The organism is Paenibacillus sp. FSL K6-1217, from assembly GCF_045040735.1.
In the GTDB taxonomy this organism is placed as follows: Bacteria; Bacillota; Bacilli; order Paenibacillales; family Paenibacillaceae; genus Paenibacillus_AQ.
The window spans coordinates 5,891,000-5,907,217 of the sequence record NZ_CP150271.1; the positions used below are offsets into that span (position 1 = coordinate 5,891,000).

The window sequence follows — 16,218 nt, forward strand, 5'->3', positions numbered from 1 at the left end:
CATGAAATTTGCAGTACTTGTCTTTCCGGGCTCCAATTGTGACATTGACTGCTACAAGGCAGTAGAAGACAGCCTCGGCGAACCTGTAGAATATGTATGGCATACGGCGACAGACCTGTCGGCATATGACTGTATTCTCGTGCCGGGCGGCTTCTCTTATGGTGACTATCTGCGCTGCGGCGCAATCTCCCGGTTCGCTCCGGTAATGGCTGAGGTGGCTAAGGCGGCAGAGCAAGGCAAGTTCGTACTGGGCATCTGCAACGGGTTCCAGATTCTGACCGAAGCGGGCCTCCTGCCGGGTGCGCTGCGCCGTAACATGTCGATGAAGTTCCGTTGTCATGACACGGTGCTTAAGGTCGTTAATAACACAACCCCGTTTACTATTGACTATGTGAAGGATGAAGAGATTGTCATCCCGATCGCGCATGGCGAAGGCAATTACTATTGTGATGAAGAGACGCTCGCAGAGCTTAAAGCGAATAATCAGATCGTATTCACCTACAGTGACAACCCGAACGGTTCGGTAGCCGATATTGCCGGAGTCAGCAATGTGGCAGGCAATGTGGTTGGCATGATGCCTCACCCGGAACGTGCAGCGAATAGTCTGCTGGGCTCGGAAGACGGCAAACGGATGTTCACATCCATTCTCAAGACATGGAGGGATCGTTATGACGCAGCAAGTATCCGCTAAGGAGCCGACCGCAGAGCAGATCGCGGAGCAGAAAATCTATAGTCAGTTCGGGGTATCGGACAGCGAATATGAGCTCATTACTTCCTTCATGGGACGTAAGCCTAACTATACAGAGATCGGCGTATTCAGCGTAATGTGGTCCGAGCACTGCGCATATAAGAACTCGAAGCCGCTGCTGAGCCGCTTCCCGACAAGCGGGCCGAAGGTGCTCATGGGACCGGGCGAAGGCGCGGGGATCGTGGACATCGGCGATAACCAGGCGGTTGTCTTCAAAATCGAAAGCCACAACCATCCGTCAGCGGTAGAGCCTTATCAGGGCGCGGCGACCGGGGTGGGCGGGATTATCCGCGATATTTTCTCCATGGGTGCAAGACCGGTAGCTCTGCTCAATTCCCTGCGGTTCGGGAAGCTTGAGAGTGACCGGGTAAAATATCTGTTCGAGCATGTGGTATCCGGGATCGCGGGCTACGGCAACTGTATCGGCATCCCCACGGTCGGCGGGGAAATTATGTTCGATGACAGCTATGACGGCAATCCGCTGGTCAATGCGATGTGTGTCGGCCTGATTGATCACGATAAAATCCAGCGCGGTGTCGCCAAAGGGGTAGGCAACCCCGTATTCTATGTAGGTCCTCCTACCGGCCGTGACGGGATTCACGGTGCGACCTTCGCCTCGGTTGAGCTTAGTGATGAGTCGGAAGCGAAGCGGACGGCGGTTCAGGTCGGCGACCCGTTCATGGAGAAGCTGGTGATGGAATCCTGCCTGGAGCTGATCGACAGCGGTATCGTACTGGGGATTCAGGATATGGGTGCAGCCGGACTGACCTGCTCCAGTGCTGAGATGGCAAGCAAGGCAGGCAACGGTCTGGAGCTGTATCTGGATCAGGTGCCGCAGCGTGAGGACGGCATGACTCCTTATGAGATGATGCTCTCCGAATCACAGGAGCGGATGCTGTTCGTGGTAGAGCCTAAGGATGAAGCACAGGCACAGGAAATCTTCGACCGTTGGGGCGTTATCTGCCGCAAGGTGGGGAAGGTTACGGATGACGGCCGCCTGAAGCTGTTCCATCACGGCGAAGTGGTCGGCGATATGCCGGTAACGGCACTGGTGGATGAATGCCCTATTTATAACAAACCATCGGCAGTTCCTGCTTATTATGAGGAGAATGCCTCGGTGGATACGCTCCGTTATGAAGAAGTAACCGATCTGGGCGGCGCTCTGCGTACCGTACTGGGTTCGCCTACGGTAGCAAGCAAAGCATGGGTGTACAACCAATATGATTACATGGTACGCACCAGTACTGCGGTTCGTCCGGGTTCCGATGCGGCAGTGGTAACCATTCATGGCACCCGCAAAGGTCTGGCCATGACTACAGACTGCAACGGACGTTATGTCTATCTTGATCCTGAAGTGGGCGGACGGATTGCTGTCAGCGAAGCGGCGCGCAACATTGTCTGCTCCGGTGCCCAGCCGCTGGCGATTACGGATAACCTGAATTTCGGCAGTCCCGAGAAGCCGGAGATCTTCTGGCAGATGGAACGTGCGGTAGACGGTATGGCTGAAGCCTGCCGGGTGCTGGATACGCCGGTTATCGGTGGTAATGTCAGTCTGTACAATGAAAATGCCTCTGGAGCCATCTACCCGACACCGGTTGTCGGCATGGTGGGCCTTGTGGAAGATACCGATCATATTACAACCCAGGCCTTCAAGCAGGAAGGCGATGCTATTCTGCTGCTCGGGATTACGAAGGCAGAGCTTGGCGGCAGCGAGTTCCAGTATGCCGTTCACGGCTTGACCGAAGGCCGTCCGCCGGAGCTGGACCTGGCGACAGAGCGCAAGCTGCTGGATGCAGTACTCGCTGCAATCCGCAGCGGGAAGGTGCGCTCGGCGCATGACCTGTCGGAAGGCGGTCTGGCCGGAGCACTCGCCGAGAGCTGCATCAGCGGCAGCATCGGCGCGAATATTGAATTGTCCGCCGGCGGGCTCCGCCCGGATGTAGCGCTGTTCAGTGAGAGCCAATCCCGGATTATCCTGACTTCGGCGCCTGACCGTGCAGAAGAATTGCGGGCAGCGGTTGCCGCTTACGGCGTACCTGTAGAGATCATCGGAACTGTGGGCGGGGACCGCCTGCGTGTTACTCTGGACGGATCAGCTGCACTGGATGAAGCTGTTACTGAACTCAAGACCATTTGGGAGGATGCTATTCCATGTCTTATGAAATAAAGACCGGGAACAAGCAGGAAGCCCCTATCCTGTGGACCGGCGACTTTTACAACGAAGGAACGGGCTCGGGAGATATTTTTGACACGTTAAAAGAAGAATGCGGCGTCTTCGGGGTCTTCGGACACCCGGAAGCCGCCTCCATGTCTTATTACGGCCTGCATGCCCTGCAGCACCGGGGAGAAGAGAGCGCGGGCATCTGCGTGGCGGATGGACGCGACTTCAACTATCACCGCGGCATGGGCCTCGTGAAGGAAGTCTTCGACAAGGACAAGATTGCTTCGCTGGTGGGAGACATGTCCATCGGCCATGTGCGTTATTCCACCAGCGGAGACAGCCGCCTGACCAATGCGCAGCCGCTGGTCTTCAAATACCGTGACGGCGATCTGGCGATTGCCACGAACGGCAACATCGTCAACGAGCCGCTGATCCGCAAGCAGCTCGAACAGGGCGGCTCGATCTTCCAGACGACCAGTGATACCGAAGTGCTGGCGCATCTGATTGCGCGGTCGCAGAAGGATTTTGTCGAAGCTACGAAGGATGCCTTGTCGCAGCTGGTCGGCGGCTTCGCCTTCCTCTTGATGACCAATGACAAGCTGATTGTCGCCTCAGACACCCATGGACTCCGTCCGCTTGTTATGGGCCGTCTGGGCGAAGCCTATGTCTTCGCTTCTGAATCCTGTGCGCTCGAAGTGATCGGCGCCGAGCTGGTGCGTGATATCGAGCCCGGCGAGCTGCTAGTGCTCGATCAGAACGGCTTCCGTGAGGACCGCTTCGCAGAGCCTAAGCGCAAAGCACTGTGCGCGATGGAGTACATCTACTTCGCCCGCCCGGACAGTGATCTGAACGGCTCCAACCTGCACTCTGCGCGCAAGCGGATGGGCAGCCGGATGGCGCTCGAAGCCTTCGTGGACGCGGATATTGTAACCGGCGTGCCGGATTCCAGTATCTCCGCCGCCATCGGCTATGCCGAGCAGACGGGCATCCCGTACGAGCTGGGACTGATCAAGAACAAGTACACCGGCCGGACCTTCATCCAGCCCAGCCAGGAGCTGCGTGAGCAGGGCGTGAAGATGAAGCTCAGCGCCGTGCGCCGTGTCGTGGAAGGCCAGCGGGTCGTCATGATCGACGACTCCATCGTGCGAGGCACCACCTCGCGCCGGATCGTTAACCTGCTCCGCGAGGCCGGAGCACTTGAGGTTCACGTGCGGATCACCTCGCCGCCGTTCAAGAACCCTTGCTTCTATGGCATTGATACCCCGGACCGCCGGGAGCTGATCGCCTCCTATAAGACGATCGCCGAGATGTGCGAGGAGATCAACGCCGATTCCCTGGCGTTCCTCTCCCCGGATGGGCTGATCCAGTCCATCGGCGGCTATAATAGTGACGATTACAAAGGCGGCTTATGCCTGTCCTGCTTCGACAATGATTACCCGACGCAGGTGGATTTCGGCGGGGAAGAGAAGGACGGATGCTCGTGTTAGGTGAGACATCCCCCTAAGTCTGTGGGGCTCATCCCCCTAAGTCCCCCTTGCGAAGGGGGATTCCAGAGGGCGCTGCCCTCCGGCCACCCGAAAGCTTGGCGGTCTGTGTCTGCTCTAAACTTGCTAAGTAGGCTTGGGTGCGGGTCCCCGCTTTGTCCCTGTGTGCTGCGCACGGACGGGACACGCTTCACGGCGCTGCACCCCCGGCGGCCTGCGGTCCGCCGGGCCCGCTGGCTCCAGAATCTGTCCCGTTTGCTGCGCAAATCCGGAGATTCTGTCGCCTTAAGGCCCGCACGGCTTCGCCCCGTGCGAGGAATAGCTCCCGCCCCCGTCCTGTTTGCTGCCGCAAAATCGGGGTGACGGTCGCTCTAGAGCCCGCACGGCTTCGCCCCGTGCGAGGAATAGCTCCCGCCCCCGTCCTGTTTGCTGCCGCAAAAACGGGGTGACGGTCGCTCTAGAGCCCGCACGGCTTCGCCCCGTGCAGGCCTAGCTCCCGCCCCCGTCCTGTTTGCTAACGCAAAGTCGGGGGACCGGTCGCCTAAGGAGGCGCTGTGCGAAGCCCAGCGCCGACCCCTTGCCGCTGTGCAAGGCGCGAAGCTTCGGCTTGCGGCAGGGATTTAAACCCGGTGGTGTGAGTCATGGAGAGGAAATTTGGAACTGTAGGAGCGGTAGCGTCCGCCTTTATATTTGGATTTCTACCGCGACCTGCGGTTAAAATCAAGGAAATCCAAATATAACAGCGGCCGTAAGTCCAAATGTTCCTCGTAATGACGACTATAACCACCTCCCCTCTTAAGGGGGTTCAAATCCCTGCCGCCCCGAACACGCGCTCTAAACTAATCTAAATGAGGTGTCCAAACGTGTCAGAAGCGTACAAGAAAGCCGGAGTGGATATTGCGGCTGGCAATGAAGCAGTAGAACGCATGAAGAAGCATGTGAAGCGCACATACCGTCCGGAAGTGATGACAGAGCTGGGCGGCTTCGGCGCCCTTTTCGGCCTGAATAAGGACAAATACGAAGAGCCGGTCCTCGTATCGGGCACAGATGGTGTGGGCACGAAGCTGAAGATCGCGTTCGCGGCTGACCGCCACGACACGATTGGCATCGATGCCGTCGCCATGTGTGTGAATGACATCGTGGTGCAGGGCGCGGAGCCGCTGTTCTTCCTCGATTATCTGGCCTGCGATAAAGTGGTGCCGGAGAAGATCGAGGCCATTGTAGCCGGGATCGCCGAAGGCTGCCATCAGGCGGGCTGCGCGCTGATCGGCGGCGAGACGGCCGAGATGCCGGGGATGTATGCGGCAGGCGAATATGATATCGCCGGATTCACCGTAGGCGTGGCCGATAAGGCCAAGCTGGTAACCGGAGCGGATATTGCACCCGGGGACATTGTCATCGGCCTGGCTTCGAGCGGGATTCACAGCAACGGCTTCTCGCTGGTGCGCAAGCTGCTGCTGGAGGAAGACGGATACAACCTGGATGAGGTTGTACCTGAGCTGGGAGCGCCGCTCGTGGACGTTCTGCTGGCTCCAACCCGGATCTACGTGAAGCCGCTCCTCGCTCTGCTGGAACAGCTTCCGGTCAAGGGGATGGCCCATATTACGGGCGGCGGGTTCATCGAGAATATTCCGCGCGTGCTGCCGGAGAACGTGAATGTTGAGATTAACTACGGCTCCTGGCCGATCCAGCCTGTATTCAGCCTGATGCAGAATAAAGGCAATGTAAGCAACCGCGATATGTTCACCACCTTTAATATGGGGATCGGCCTGGTGCTGGTAGTAGCGGAAGCGGACGGGGCGCGTGCGCTGGAGCTGCTTAAGGCGAGCGGGGAAGAGGCTTACCGGCTCGGCTCGGTCACTGAAGGAGAGCGCATCGTTACCTTTACAGGAGCTGAAGTCTGATGGAGCGGAGCCGAATCGCTGTGTTTGCCTCGGGAACGGGCAGCAATTTCGCTGCACTGGTCCAGGCACAGCGGGAGGGCAGGCTGGGCGGAGGCAGCATAGAGCTGCTGGTCTCGGATAAACCGGAAGCGCCTGTAGCACAGCGGGCGGAGGAGGCGGGAATCCCTGCTCTGCTGCTGCGGCCGAAGGACTTCGCGGGCCGGGAGCAGTATGAGGCTGCGATTGTGGCCGAGCTGCAGCGCCGGAACATCGGACTGGTGGTGCTGGCCGGCTACATGCGGCTGATCTCGCCGGTTCTGCTCGCCCCGTATGCCGGACGGATCATCAACATTCATCCTTCGCTGCTGCCGGCCTTCGCCGGGAAGGACGCCATCGGGCAGGCGCTGGAGTATGGCGTGAAGCTGACGGGCGTGACGGTGCATTTTGTCGATGGAGGCATGGATACCGGACCGGTGATCGCCCAGCGCTGCGTGGAGGTTCAGTCTGGAGATACCGCCGAATCGCTGGCTGAACGCATCCATCAGGTGGAATACGCGCTGTATCCTGAGGTAGTGAGTGCTTTTGCCGCCGGAAAAGTAGAATTGAACGGAAGATTGACGACTCTTGGCAATTAAGCGAAATTGCTGCATATCTGCCTGTGCTGGCTGTTTAACCGGAGTATTTTCGACATTTCAGGCAACCCCCGGCCGATTCTGATATTTCTCAGGAAATAGTTCAGAGGCGTCAGGATTTGACGGAATATCTGGCGGGCATGGCCTGAAATTGCAAAAATACAGGTTTGCTGGCGTAAGGACAGTAGCACAAATAGCAGAACAGAAACACCAGGAAATTCTAAATTAATAGTTTGTTCTACAGGATTCGTTGCTGTAATCATCCGGAGTTCTCCGGCAAACATTCATAGGCACGGGGATAATCTGATTTAAAGGTTCAGTATTCCCAACCCAATAAGCTAAGCTGCTGGAAACAGGTGGATTGTCTCCACCTAATCTGGTTGATATGTGCGGTGAACGGAGCGTAAGTGGAAAAAGTACAACTAATCCCGCCCCAATCGAATGATTGACCTTATCAGGCGTCATTTAAGTGTACATTTTCCAACTACTGCCCCGCTACGTGCTTCCCCGCCGGAATTAGATAACAAAAATCCAACTAAATCAGCAGCGCCAATGATTGGTTGCAAGCCGTCTTCAAGAGCAGCCGATTCATCAAGTAACTCTTACAACACCCCAATAATCTAGCGTGAATCCAGAGGAGGACTATTCAAAGTGAGTATCAAGAGAGCGCTGGTCAGCGTATCGGACAAACAGGGCATCGTGGATTTTTGCCGCGAGTTGTCTGCACTAGGCGTAGAAATTATCTCCACAGGCGGCACCAGCACACTTCTGGCGAAGGAAGGCGTTCCGGTCATCGGCATTTCCGATGTCACGGGCTTCCCTGAGATCATGGATGGACGCGTTAAAACTCTGCACCCCGCCGTACACAGCGGCTTGCTTGCAGTGCGTGACAACGAAGAGCATACCCGTCAGATGAATGAGCTTGGCCTTGATTACATCGACCTTGTCGTGGTGAATCTGTATCCGTTCGCGGAGACGATTGCCAAGCCGGATGTGTCTTATGAAGAGGCGATCGAGAACATTGATATCGGCGGACCGACGATGCTGCGTTCTGCGGCGAAGAACCATGCTTTTGTCAGTGTGGTGGTCGATGCGGCCGATTATGCGAATGTGCTTGAAGAAGTGCGTGCCGGCGGAGATACGACCCTTGCCACCCGCAAACGTCTTGCAGCCAAAGTCTTCCGCCATACGGCGGCTTACGACGCCCTGATTGCCGATTATCTGGCGAATGTCACCGGTGAACCGCTGCCGGAGCGCTATACGGTCACTTATGAGAAAATCCAGGATCTGCGTTACGGGGAGAACCCGCATCAGAAGGCTGCGTTCTACCGCAAGCCGCTGGCGGCGCAGGATACCCTGACGGCGGCCGAGCAGCTGCACGGCAAGGAGCTGTCCTACAACAATATCAATGACGCGAACGCAGCGCTCCAGATTGTCAAAGAGTTCGAAGAGCCTGCCGTTGTAGCCGTTAAGCATATGAATCCTTGCGGAGTCGGCGTGGGAACGAGTGTCTATGAAGCCTATCAAAAGGCGTACAATGCGGACCCTACCTCCATCTTCGGCGGAATTGTGGCGGCCAACCGGATTATTGATGCCGATACGGCTAATCTGCTGAAGGATATTTTCCTCGAAATCGTCTTGGCACCGGGCTTCACGGACGAAGCGCTGGAGATCCTTACGAAGAAAAAGAATATCCGGCTGCTCAAGCTGGGTAACCTCAGCACCGCCGCTTCCCGCAAGAGCAGCTTTGTTGTAACCTCTGTTGAAGGAGGTATGGTGGTGCAGGAAAGCGATGTGCACTCCGTGAATCCTGAGGAATTGCAAGTGGTAACAGACCGTAAGCCTAGCGAAGAAGAGCTGAAGCAGCTGCTGTTCGGCTGGAAGGTCGTTAAGCATGTGAAGTCCAACGCCATCGTGCTGGCGGCTGATGATATGACGGTCGGCGTAGGGGCAGGACAGATGAACCGTGTCGGTGCCGCCAAGATTGCCATTGAGCAAGCCGGTGAGAAAGCCAAGGGTGCTGTGCTGGCCTCGGATGCCTTCTTCCCGATGGGGGATACGCTGGAAATGGCCGCTAAGGCCGGTATTACAGCTGTGATTCAGCCGGGTGGCTCCATTAAGGACGAGGAATCGATTAAGGTCGCCAACGAATACGGCATTGCCATGGTCTTCACCGGCGTACGCCACTTCAAACACTAGCACGCTGGGAGGATCAGAGCCTTATGGATATTTTAGTAGTCGGCGGCGGCGGACGCGAGCATGCCATCATCTGGAGCTTGTCCCGCAGTCCCCGTGCCGGTAAAATCTACTGCGCTCCCGGCAATGCCGGGATTGCGCAGCTTGCGGAATGTGTGCCGATCGGCGTCTTCGAGTTCGATAAGCTGACCGCTTTTGCCAAGGAGAAGAAGGTAGGTCTGGTAGTCATTGGACCGGATGATCCGCTCGCTGCAGGCATTGTGGATGCCTTCGAAGCCCAGGATATCCCGGTATTCGGCCCGCGTAAGAATGCCGCAGAGATTGAGGGCAGCAAGACCTTCATGAAGGATCTGCTGCATAAGTACAGTATTCCGACAGCGGCATATGAGAAATTCAGCGATTATGATACAGCACTGTCTTACCTGCGGACGCAGGGGCTGCCGATTGTGATCAAGGCGGACGGACTGGCCGCAGGCAAAGGGGTAACCGTAGCGCATTCCCGTGAGGAAGCGGAGCAGGCCCTTCAGGAGATCATGGTCGACAAGGTGTTCGGGGAAGCCGGTGCCCAGGTTGTGATTGAAGAGTTCCTGGCCGGGCAGGAAATGTCGATTCTGGCCTTCGTGGATGGCGAAACGGTGCGGCCTATGGCTGCGGCCCAGGACCATAAGCCTGTATTCGACGGCGATAAAGGACCTAATACGGGAGGCATGGGGACGTATTCCCCGCTTCCGCATATCGATGAGGCGGTCATCCGTGAAGCGGTGGAGACGATCATTGAGCCGACGGCCAAAGCGATGGTGGCGGAGGGCCGTCCCTTCAGCGGGGTGTTGTTCGCGGGGCTGATGATCTCGCCGGACGGCAGTCCGAAGACCATTGAATTCAATGCCCGCTTCGGGGACCCCGAGACACAGGTGGTTCTTCCCCGGCTGCGAAGCGATCTGCTGGAGATCTTCCTCGCTGTGACCGAAGGCAGACTCGCCGATATTCCGATCGAGTGGAGTGACGAGGCGGCAGTCTGCGTGGTTCTGGCCTCGGAAGGGTATCCCGGGCCTTACCCGAAGGGTGTGCCTATTAGCGGGCTGGAAGACAGCGGCTCTGCGCTGGTCTTCCATGCAGGAACGGCACGCGCCGGGGACGGCGGCTGGGTGACCACCGGCGGCCGTGTGCTTGGGGTGGTAGGCCTGGGGGCAACCCTTGCCGAAGCACGTACATCGGCCTATGCCAGTGCGGAAAAGATTACTTTTCCGGGTAAACAGAACCGCAGCGATATCGCTATGAAGGCGCTGGTCTGAGGAGAAAGTCCCAAAAAAAGGACTGACAAGTTGTAGGAGAAGTGCTATAATACAACTCGTACGGGGGAAAATGTGCGGATAAATACAGATAAAGGGTCTTTCCTTTCAGGGAAAGGCCTTTTTTAAAAATATAAAAATTTATATGTTTGAAATCATAGCTTATCCTGCTATTTCTCGCTGAAACGGTGCCGTCCCTAAAAGGACGGCACCGTCGTTTCCACTTGCAATTCCAGAACGAATGCTATAATAGCAATAACAGTGGTGTTTATGCAGATGTACAGTTACAGATTTAAGGGGGAATTGGTTTTGAGTAAGGTAGGAAGAAACGACTTATGCCCGTGTGGAAGCGGGAACAAATATAAGAAATGCTGCATGGAGAAAGACAGAGCGGCAGCCCTGTCGAATCTGCGGCTGGTCACCGCCGGGGATGCAGCGGCGCAAGCGCCTGTAACCATACCCGGCGTAATCGTGCATGAGGAACAACCGGCTGCGGAAGGGACTGTCTCTGCCGCGGGCAAGCTTACGCTGCCGAAGCTGAAGAAGATGGTAGCGAAGGAGCTGAAATGGGAGCATCCGGCCCATGAACAGCTCGCGCTGGAGCTGATCGAGAGCATGAGAGACCGGTATGACCGGGAGCTGATCCTGGAAGCACTGGTGCTATGGAATGGCTTCTCCCGTCAGACCAAGCCGGCAGTGAAGAAGACCGGCTCCTTCTGTGCGGCGATCGAATACCTGCTGTCCGAGGAATACGGCTTCATGCTGTCGCAGGCAGAGCTGGCCGACAAATACGAGGTTACCACGGCGACGATCTCCCGCAAGGTTAAAGAGATCTATAACTATGTCGAGGAATACGGCATGGCCGGAGAAGCGGATGAATTGATTGCACTGAACGGTGCGGGAACTCCGCAGGAGAAGGCGAAGGCCTTGCTGGGCAAGGCGCTGGAGGCGACTTCTGTGAAGCGCCGGGTCCAGCTGGCGGAGAAGGCGCTTGAGCTCTATCCGGACAGCCCGGAAGCCTACCTTATTCTGGCTGAGGAATCGGAGAATGAGGAGGAGGCCCGTGAACTTCTCAAGGCGGGAATCGCCGCAGGCAGACGGGAACTGGGCGAGTTGTATTTTACCAAGCATAAAGGGCATTTCTGGGGGCTGTATGAGACCCGTCCTTATATTCGCATCTGCCAGAGCTACGCGGAATCCTGCTGGTTCGCCGGCAATGCGGAGGAAGCGGCAGAGATGCTGGAGCATATTCTGGAGCTGAATGAGGACGATTCTACCGGTGCCCGCTATCTGCTGACGGCTGTATATCTGTATAGCAACCAGTTGAAGGAAGCGGAACAGATCATGAAGGACTATGGTGCAGAGGATGCCGCAGCAGCCTTTGCCTATGACCGGATCGTGCTGGAGTTCAAGCAGAACGGCATCACCTCGCAGCTCAAAATGCTCTACCGGGTTGCCCGCGGAGTCAACAAGCATGTGCCTGACTATCTGCTGGGTAAGAAGCGCCTGCCGCATAATCTTCCGGATTATGTCGGTATGGGCGATTCCAATGAAGCGATTGAATATGTGATTATGCACTCACGGTTGTGGGCGAGTATGCCGGATCTGCTCAAGTGGATGCTGAAGCAAGAGACACTGTAATAGACACTATAGATGCAATACCAGACACAGTCCTCCGGGGCTGTGTTTTTTGATGATTCAGGAATTGTAGGAGAAAAACTGAACACAATGGCGGAGGCATTATGTTACGGAGAATACCCCTTGCCATCTTAGTCTAATTAGACTATATTATGAATTGTAGTCTAATTAGACTAAATTTTCAGAAAAGAGGTCCTTGTCATGTTATTTATTACTGGAGCAACAGGAACCGTTGGAAGTCGGGTTATACAAACCCTCAAGCTTAAGGATGTTACATTTAAAGCCCTCACCCGGACACCCGAGAAGCTGTTAGCAGACCGGACAGATCAGATGATTGTCGTGACCGGCGATATCAAGGATTGCAGCGGCTGGTCAGACAGCCTGCGCGGCGTGGAGACCTTATTCCTGATCCTGCTGGATGATGCCGAAGAGATTCTGCAGGCTGCCCGGGACCAAGGTATACGGAATATCGTGTTCTTATCCTCGGCCTCCATTAACCGTTCGGATGCAGGCTACAACGAGAATGCAATGAAACATAAAAAGGTCGAGGAGCAGATTCAGGCGTATGGCTTTCAGTACGTTTTTATCCGGGCCGAGGCCTTCATGCACAATACCGTTTACTGGAGAGACCTTTTTAGATACAATAAGGGAACGATCCGGCTGCCGGCCCTTGAGGCTAAGCTGGCCAGTGTGCACGAAGCAGATATTGCCGAAGTGATCAGTGTGGTGGTAACCGATTTTGACAGATTCTCCGGGAAGGTCTTGACCCTTACAGGGGCGAATATTCTTAGCCAGCGGAACATACTGTCAGAGATCTCCAAGCAATTGGGACAATCCATTCAGCTGGAAGAGCAGACCATCGATGACTTCCGTTCCTATATGGGCAACTACATCGCTGAAGAGTATATAACCCTTAGAGTCCAGGACTGGGAGTATTCCCTGAAGCATAAGCTCGCTGTGACCGATACGGTGCTGATGATTCTTGGCCGGGAGCCTTATACGTTCAGAGAATGGATCGCTGAGCATATCCGTGATTTCCAATAATCGTATAGAAAGAGGAATTGCTATTATCCCCTTATTAATACTGGGCCTGCTGAAGGATTGCGGACAATCCAGCGCTTATGAATTATTGAATGTCTTCAAGGAGCGGGATTACAGGTATCTCGTTCATATGACGAAGGGATCGCTGTATTACAACCTGCAGAAGTTAGCGGGTGAAGGCTTGGTGCGGCTGGTTGAAGTCGTTAGCATTAACAACTATCCTGAACAATACATTTATGAGATTACAGCGCAGGGTGACGAGCATTTCACAATGCTGATGGCCAAATATTCGCTGCAGACGGACGATATTACATTAGCCTTTTATATGACTACGCTGTTCGCCCACCAATATGATGCTGAGCAATTCAAGGCGGCCGTAGCGGTGCAGATGGAGCAGACACGGCGCAAAATTGCCGAGATCGATCATGCGCTGGATGCCAAGCAAGAGAAGATCTACGATATGGCGAAGTCGATGATGAATAATGTCAGGGCGCATCATGAACTCAACCTGAAATGGTTTCAGGAGCTGCTGGAACAGTAGTGCGGCACTCCCAGGGACAATGAATTGAATAGCGGTGTATGAGCGCATACTCCCTTTTATTTGCTGAATACGGCAGATACATGGGAGTATTTTTGTGCACACGAACGAGCGGGGACTGATAATATGTCTCTATAATTCCACTGTCAGTGGATGATGTGTTGTGTGGAGAGGACAAGGGTTGAAAAAATGTCCTTGGAAGAGTATGTTACAAGAAGCGAAAACGATAAGAAAGAGACAGTGAGGCGGGAAAACATGAGAGAAGGCGAAAACCGGATCGTAGGAATGGAAGATATAGTACGCGCACACCATGTGCTGCGGGAGGTAATCGTCCGTACGCCGCTCCAGCTGGATGCGGTATTGTCGGCTAAATACGGCTGCAATGTGTACTTGAAACGCGAGGATTTGCAGATTGTACGCTCCTTCAAAATCCGGGGGGCCTATAATATGATCCGCAGTCTGTCTGACGAAGACAGGGCCAAGGGGATCGTCTGTGCCAGTGCTGGGAATCATGCCCAGGGTGTGGCCTATTCCTGCAAGGCGCTTGGCATCAAAGGCAAGATATTCATGCCTAGCACTACACCTAATCAGAAGATTAAGCAGGTCCGGCGCTTCGGCGGCGAATTCGTGGAGGTTATTCTGAAGGGGGATACCTTCGATGATGCCTACGATGAGGCGCTGCAGGCCTGCATTGACCATAGCATGACGCTGATCCACCCGTTCGATGAGCCGCGCATCATTGCCGGCAACGGCACCATTGCCATGGAGGTGATGGAGAACCTGGACAAGCCTGCGGACTTCGTGTTCGTCACGATTGGCGGCGGCGGGCTGGCGGCCGGTGTAGCCACTTACATCAAGACGGTGAGCCCGGCGACTCAGGTCATTGGTGTGGAGCCTAGCGGCGCAGCCTCCATGAGCGAAGCCATGCAGAGCGGTGAGGTGATCACCCTGAAGGAGATCAACAAGTTTGTGGACGGCGCGGCGGTGAAGCGTGTCGGCGGCTTAACCTTCGACATCTGCTCGAAGCTTCTGGATGATGTGGTGAAGGTGCCGGAGGGCAAGGCGTGTACCACGATTCTGGAGCTGTATAACGAGAACGCCATTGTAGTGGAGCCTGCCGGTTCCCTGCCGATTGCTGCTCTGGACATGTACCGTGATCAGATCCGCGGCAAAAGCGTGGTCTGCATCGTCAGCGGCGGCAACAACGATATTGACCGGATGCAGGAGATTAAGGAGCGTTCCTTGATCTACGAAGGCCTTAAGCATTACTTCATGGTGAATTTCCCGCAGCGCGCGGGTGCGCTGCGCGAGTTCCTGACCGAGGTGGTGGGACCGGACGATGATATTACCCGGTTCGAGTACACGAAGAAGAACGAGAAGGAGAACGGCCCGGCGCTGGTCGGCATTGAGCTGATGTCTACCGAGGCCTACGCTCCGCTGATTGAGCGGATGAAGCAGAAGGGCGTCGATTATGTGGAGATCAACAAGGACGTTAATCTGTTCAGTATGCTGATCTAAGGTGGCCGTATAGTAACATATAGACAAAGCAAACCCCGTCGAGCAAAATCTGGACGGGGTTTTTGATCAGAAAATGATAAATTAAGATACGTTGGCCCAGACGAACCGTCTACAGCTCAGGAACCTCAGTCTTGAGATACTGCTCAGCTGCGTCGTCCAGCAGGTAGCCGTTACTCTTCATCAGCTTCATGAAGCCGTCCAGCTTCTGCAGGAAGGCGCTGGAGCTGCCGTTCTTGGCCAGGATGCTGGCGTAAGCCTTCTGCGCCTCCAGATCCATCTCCTGATTATCGTAATGGAAGAGCGGGGTGTTGTTCTGGCCGTAGAAGGTATTCACAGCATACTGGTTATACAGCTTCTTGACGGCCTGTACCCGGTTGGATTTGGGATAGGTCTGGATGAACTGCTCCTGGGTCAGCGCACGGTCGGCTACCTCGCCCCAGGCAATGATCAGCCCGTTATCCTTGGACGGGGGCAGATCTGATTCAGCCGCCATAATGGAAATATAGCTGCTGATATCCTCTGTTACGTAGGGCTTATATTTGCGGTAAGCCGCATAATCAATCACCGGGTAAAAGCTGCCCTCGGCGGTATCCAGCTTGTACCCGCTCTCTCCCGCACTTTGCAGCATGGCGCGCAGGGCGGGGCTCTCCGTACTCTCGGCCAGCTTCGCCATGCTGACACCCCCTCTGTAGACGGTGAGGAGCTTCCGCTGGATATCGCTGCTGCTGAATTTCTTCTCCCAGGAGGGCAGCAGCGCCTTGTGCAGGTTCTCCAGCTTCAGCGTCAGCAGGGTCGCCTGATAGGGAGTGACCGCATACAGCTTCGTCTTCATATACGCAATGGTGCCCGGCAGATTGCCGCTGGACAGCAGCGGCAGCGCGCCCTTGTAGACTGCTTCCGCATGGCTGGCGGCAGTGGCCCCGCTTCCGCCGGACTTAGCGCCCGCAGTTGACCCCGGAGTGCCTGTGCTGCTTCCGCTGCCTGCGGCACCGGCCGGGGCGGACATCATTGCCTGAAGCCCCATGAGCAGGGCGATTGCGGCGGATAGAACGTGATGCTTTTTCATTCAAGTCTCCTCCAGTGTGGAATA

The 16,218-nt window shown here is 55.6% G+C and carries 13 protein-coding genes; 11 read left to right on the forward strand and 2 right to left on the reverse strand.

Annotation, left to right across the window (positions count from 1 at the left end; all coding sequences use genetic code 11):
* The first annotated feature begins 1 nt into the window (after position 1).
* The 5 genes from purQ (at position 2) to purN (ending at position 6,911) form a co-directional block, all read left to right on the forward strand.
* On the forward strand, positions 2-691 hold the full coding sequence (gene purQ, locus MHH28_RS26005) for a phosphoribosylformylglycinamidine synthase subunit PurQ (protein ID WP_405106875.1): 690 nt from the start codon (positions 2-4) through the stop codon (positions 689-691).
* Positions 669-2,915: a phosphoribosylformylglycinamidine synthase subunit PurL gene (gene purL, locus MHH28_RS26010; RefSeq protein WP_405106877.1), complete on the forward strand. Its 2,247-nt coding sequence runs from the start codon at positions 669-671 to the stop codon at positions 2,913-2,915. The genes purQ and purL overlap by 23 nt, the downstream gene beginning before the upstream one ends.
* Positions 2,900-4,396 (forward strand): amidophosphoribosyltransferase, encoded by a 1,497-nt coding sequence (gene purF, locus MHH28_RS26015; protein ID WP_405106880.1) that lies wholly within the window; start codon positions 2,900-2,902, stop codon positions 4,394-4,396. The genes purL and purF overlap by 16 nt, the downstream gene beginning before the upstream one ends.
* Positions 4,397-5,256: 860 nt before the next feature.
* Positions 5,257-6,297, forward strand: a complete 1,041-nt coding sequence (gene purM / locus MHH28_RS26020) for a phosphoribosylformylglycinamidine cyclo-ligase (RefSeq protein ID WP_405106882.1) — start codon at positions 5,257-5,259, stop codon at positions 6,295-6,297.
* Positions 6,297-6,911, forward strand: a complete 615-nt coding sequence (gene purN / locus MHH28_RS26025; RefSeq protein ID WP_405106885.1) for a phosphoribosylglycinamide formyltransferase — start codon at positions 6,297-6,299, stop codon at positions 6,909-6,911. The genes purM and purN overlap by 1 nt, the downstream gene beginning before the upstream one ends.
* Here the strand turns inward: purN and MHH28_RS26030 are convergent.
* Positions 6,908-7,171, reverse strand: a complete 264-nt coding sequence (locus MHH28_RS26030; RefSeq protein ID WP_405106888.1) for a hypothetical protein — start codon at positions 7,169-7,171, stop codon at positions 6,908-6,910. The genes purN and MHH28_RS26030 overlap by 4 nt on opposite strands.
* A 388-nt stretch (positions 7,172-7,559) precedes the next feature.
* On the opposite strand from MHH28_RS26030, the gene purH reads away from it, so the two are divergent.
* The 6 genes from purH to ilvA all read left to right on the forward strand — a co-directional run bounded on the left by purH (position 7,560) and on the right by ilvA (position 15,128).
* Positions 7,560-9,107: a bifunctional phosphoribosylaminoimidazolecarboxamide formyltransferase/IMP cyclohydrolase gene (gene purH, locus MHH28_RS26035; protein WP_405106891.1), complete on the forward strand. Its 1,548-nt coding sequence runs from the start codon at positions 7,560-7,562 to the stop codon at positions 9,105-9,107.
* A gap of 23 nt (positions 9,108-9,130) precedes the next feature.
* Entirely contained in the window at positions 9,131-10,396 is a 1,266-nt protein-coding gene (gene purD, locus MHH28_RS26040; protein ID WP_405106893.1) for a phosphoribosylamine--glycine ligase, read from the forward strand.
* A 273-nt stretch (positions 10,397-10,669) separates the two neighbouring features.
* Positions 10,670-12,034 carry an SEC-C metal-binding domain-containing protein gene (locus tag MHH28_RS26045; protein WP_405106895.1) on the forward strand — a complete coding sequence of 455 codons (1,365 nt, stop codon included), beginning with the start codon at positions 10,670-10,672 and terminating at the stop codon, positions 12,032-12,034.
* Positions 12,035-12,232: 198 nt separating this feature from the next.
* Positions 12,233-13,075, forward strand: coding sequence for an NmrA family NAD(P)-binding protein (locus MHH28_RS26050; protein ID WP_405106898.1), 843 nt, complete (start codon positions 12,233-12,235; stop codon positions 13,073-13,075).
* Positions 13,062-13,613 carry a helix-turn-helix transcriptional regulator gene (locus tag MHH28_RS26055; protein ID WP_405106900.1) on the forward strand — a complete coding sequence of 184 codons (552 nt, stop codon included), beginning with the start codon at positions 13,062-13,064 and terminating at the stop codon, positions 13,611-13,613. Before MHH28_RS26050 ends, MHH28_RS26055 begins: the two co-directional genes overlap by 14 nt.
* A gap of 252 nt (positions 13,614-13,865) precedes the next feature.
* A complete protein-coding gene (gene ilvA / locus MHH28_RS26060; protein ID WP_405106903.1) occupies positions 13,866-15,128 on the forward strand; it encodes a threonine ammonia-lyase IlvA in 1,263 nt (420 codons plus the stop codon).
* 109 nt (positions 15,129-15,237) lie between these two features.
* Here ilvA and MHH28_RS26065 read toward each other — a convergent pair whose 3' ends face one another.
* Positions 15,238-16,194: a hypothetical protein gene (locus MHH28_RS26065; protein WP_405106906.1), complete on the reverse strand. Its 957-nt coding sequence runs from the start codon at positions 16,192-16,194 to the stop codon at positions 15,238-15,240.
* Positions 16,195-16,218: the final 24 nt, after the last annotated feature.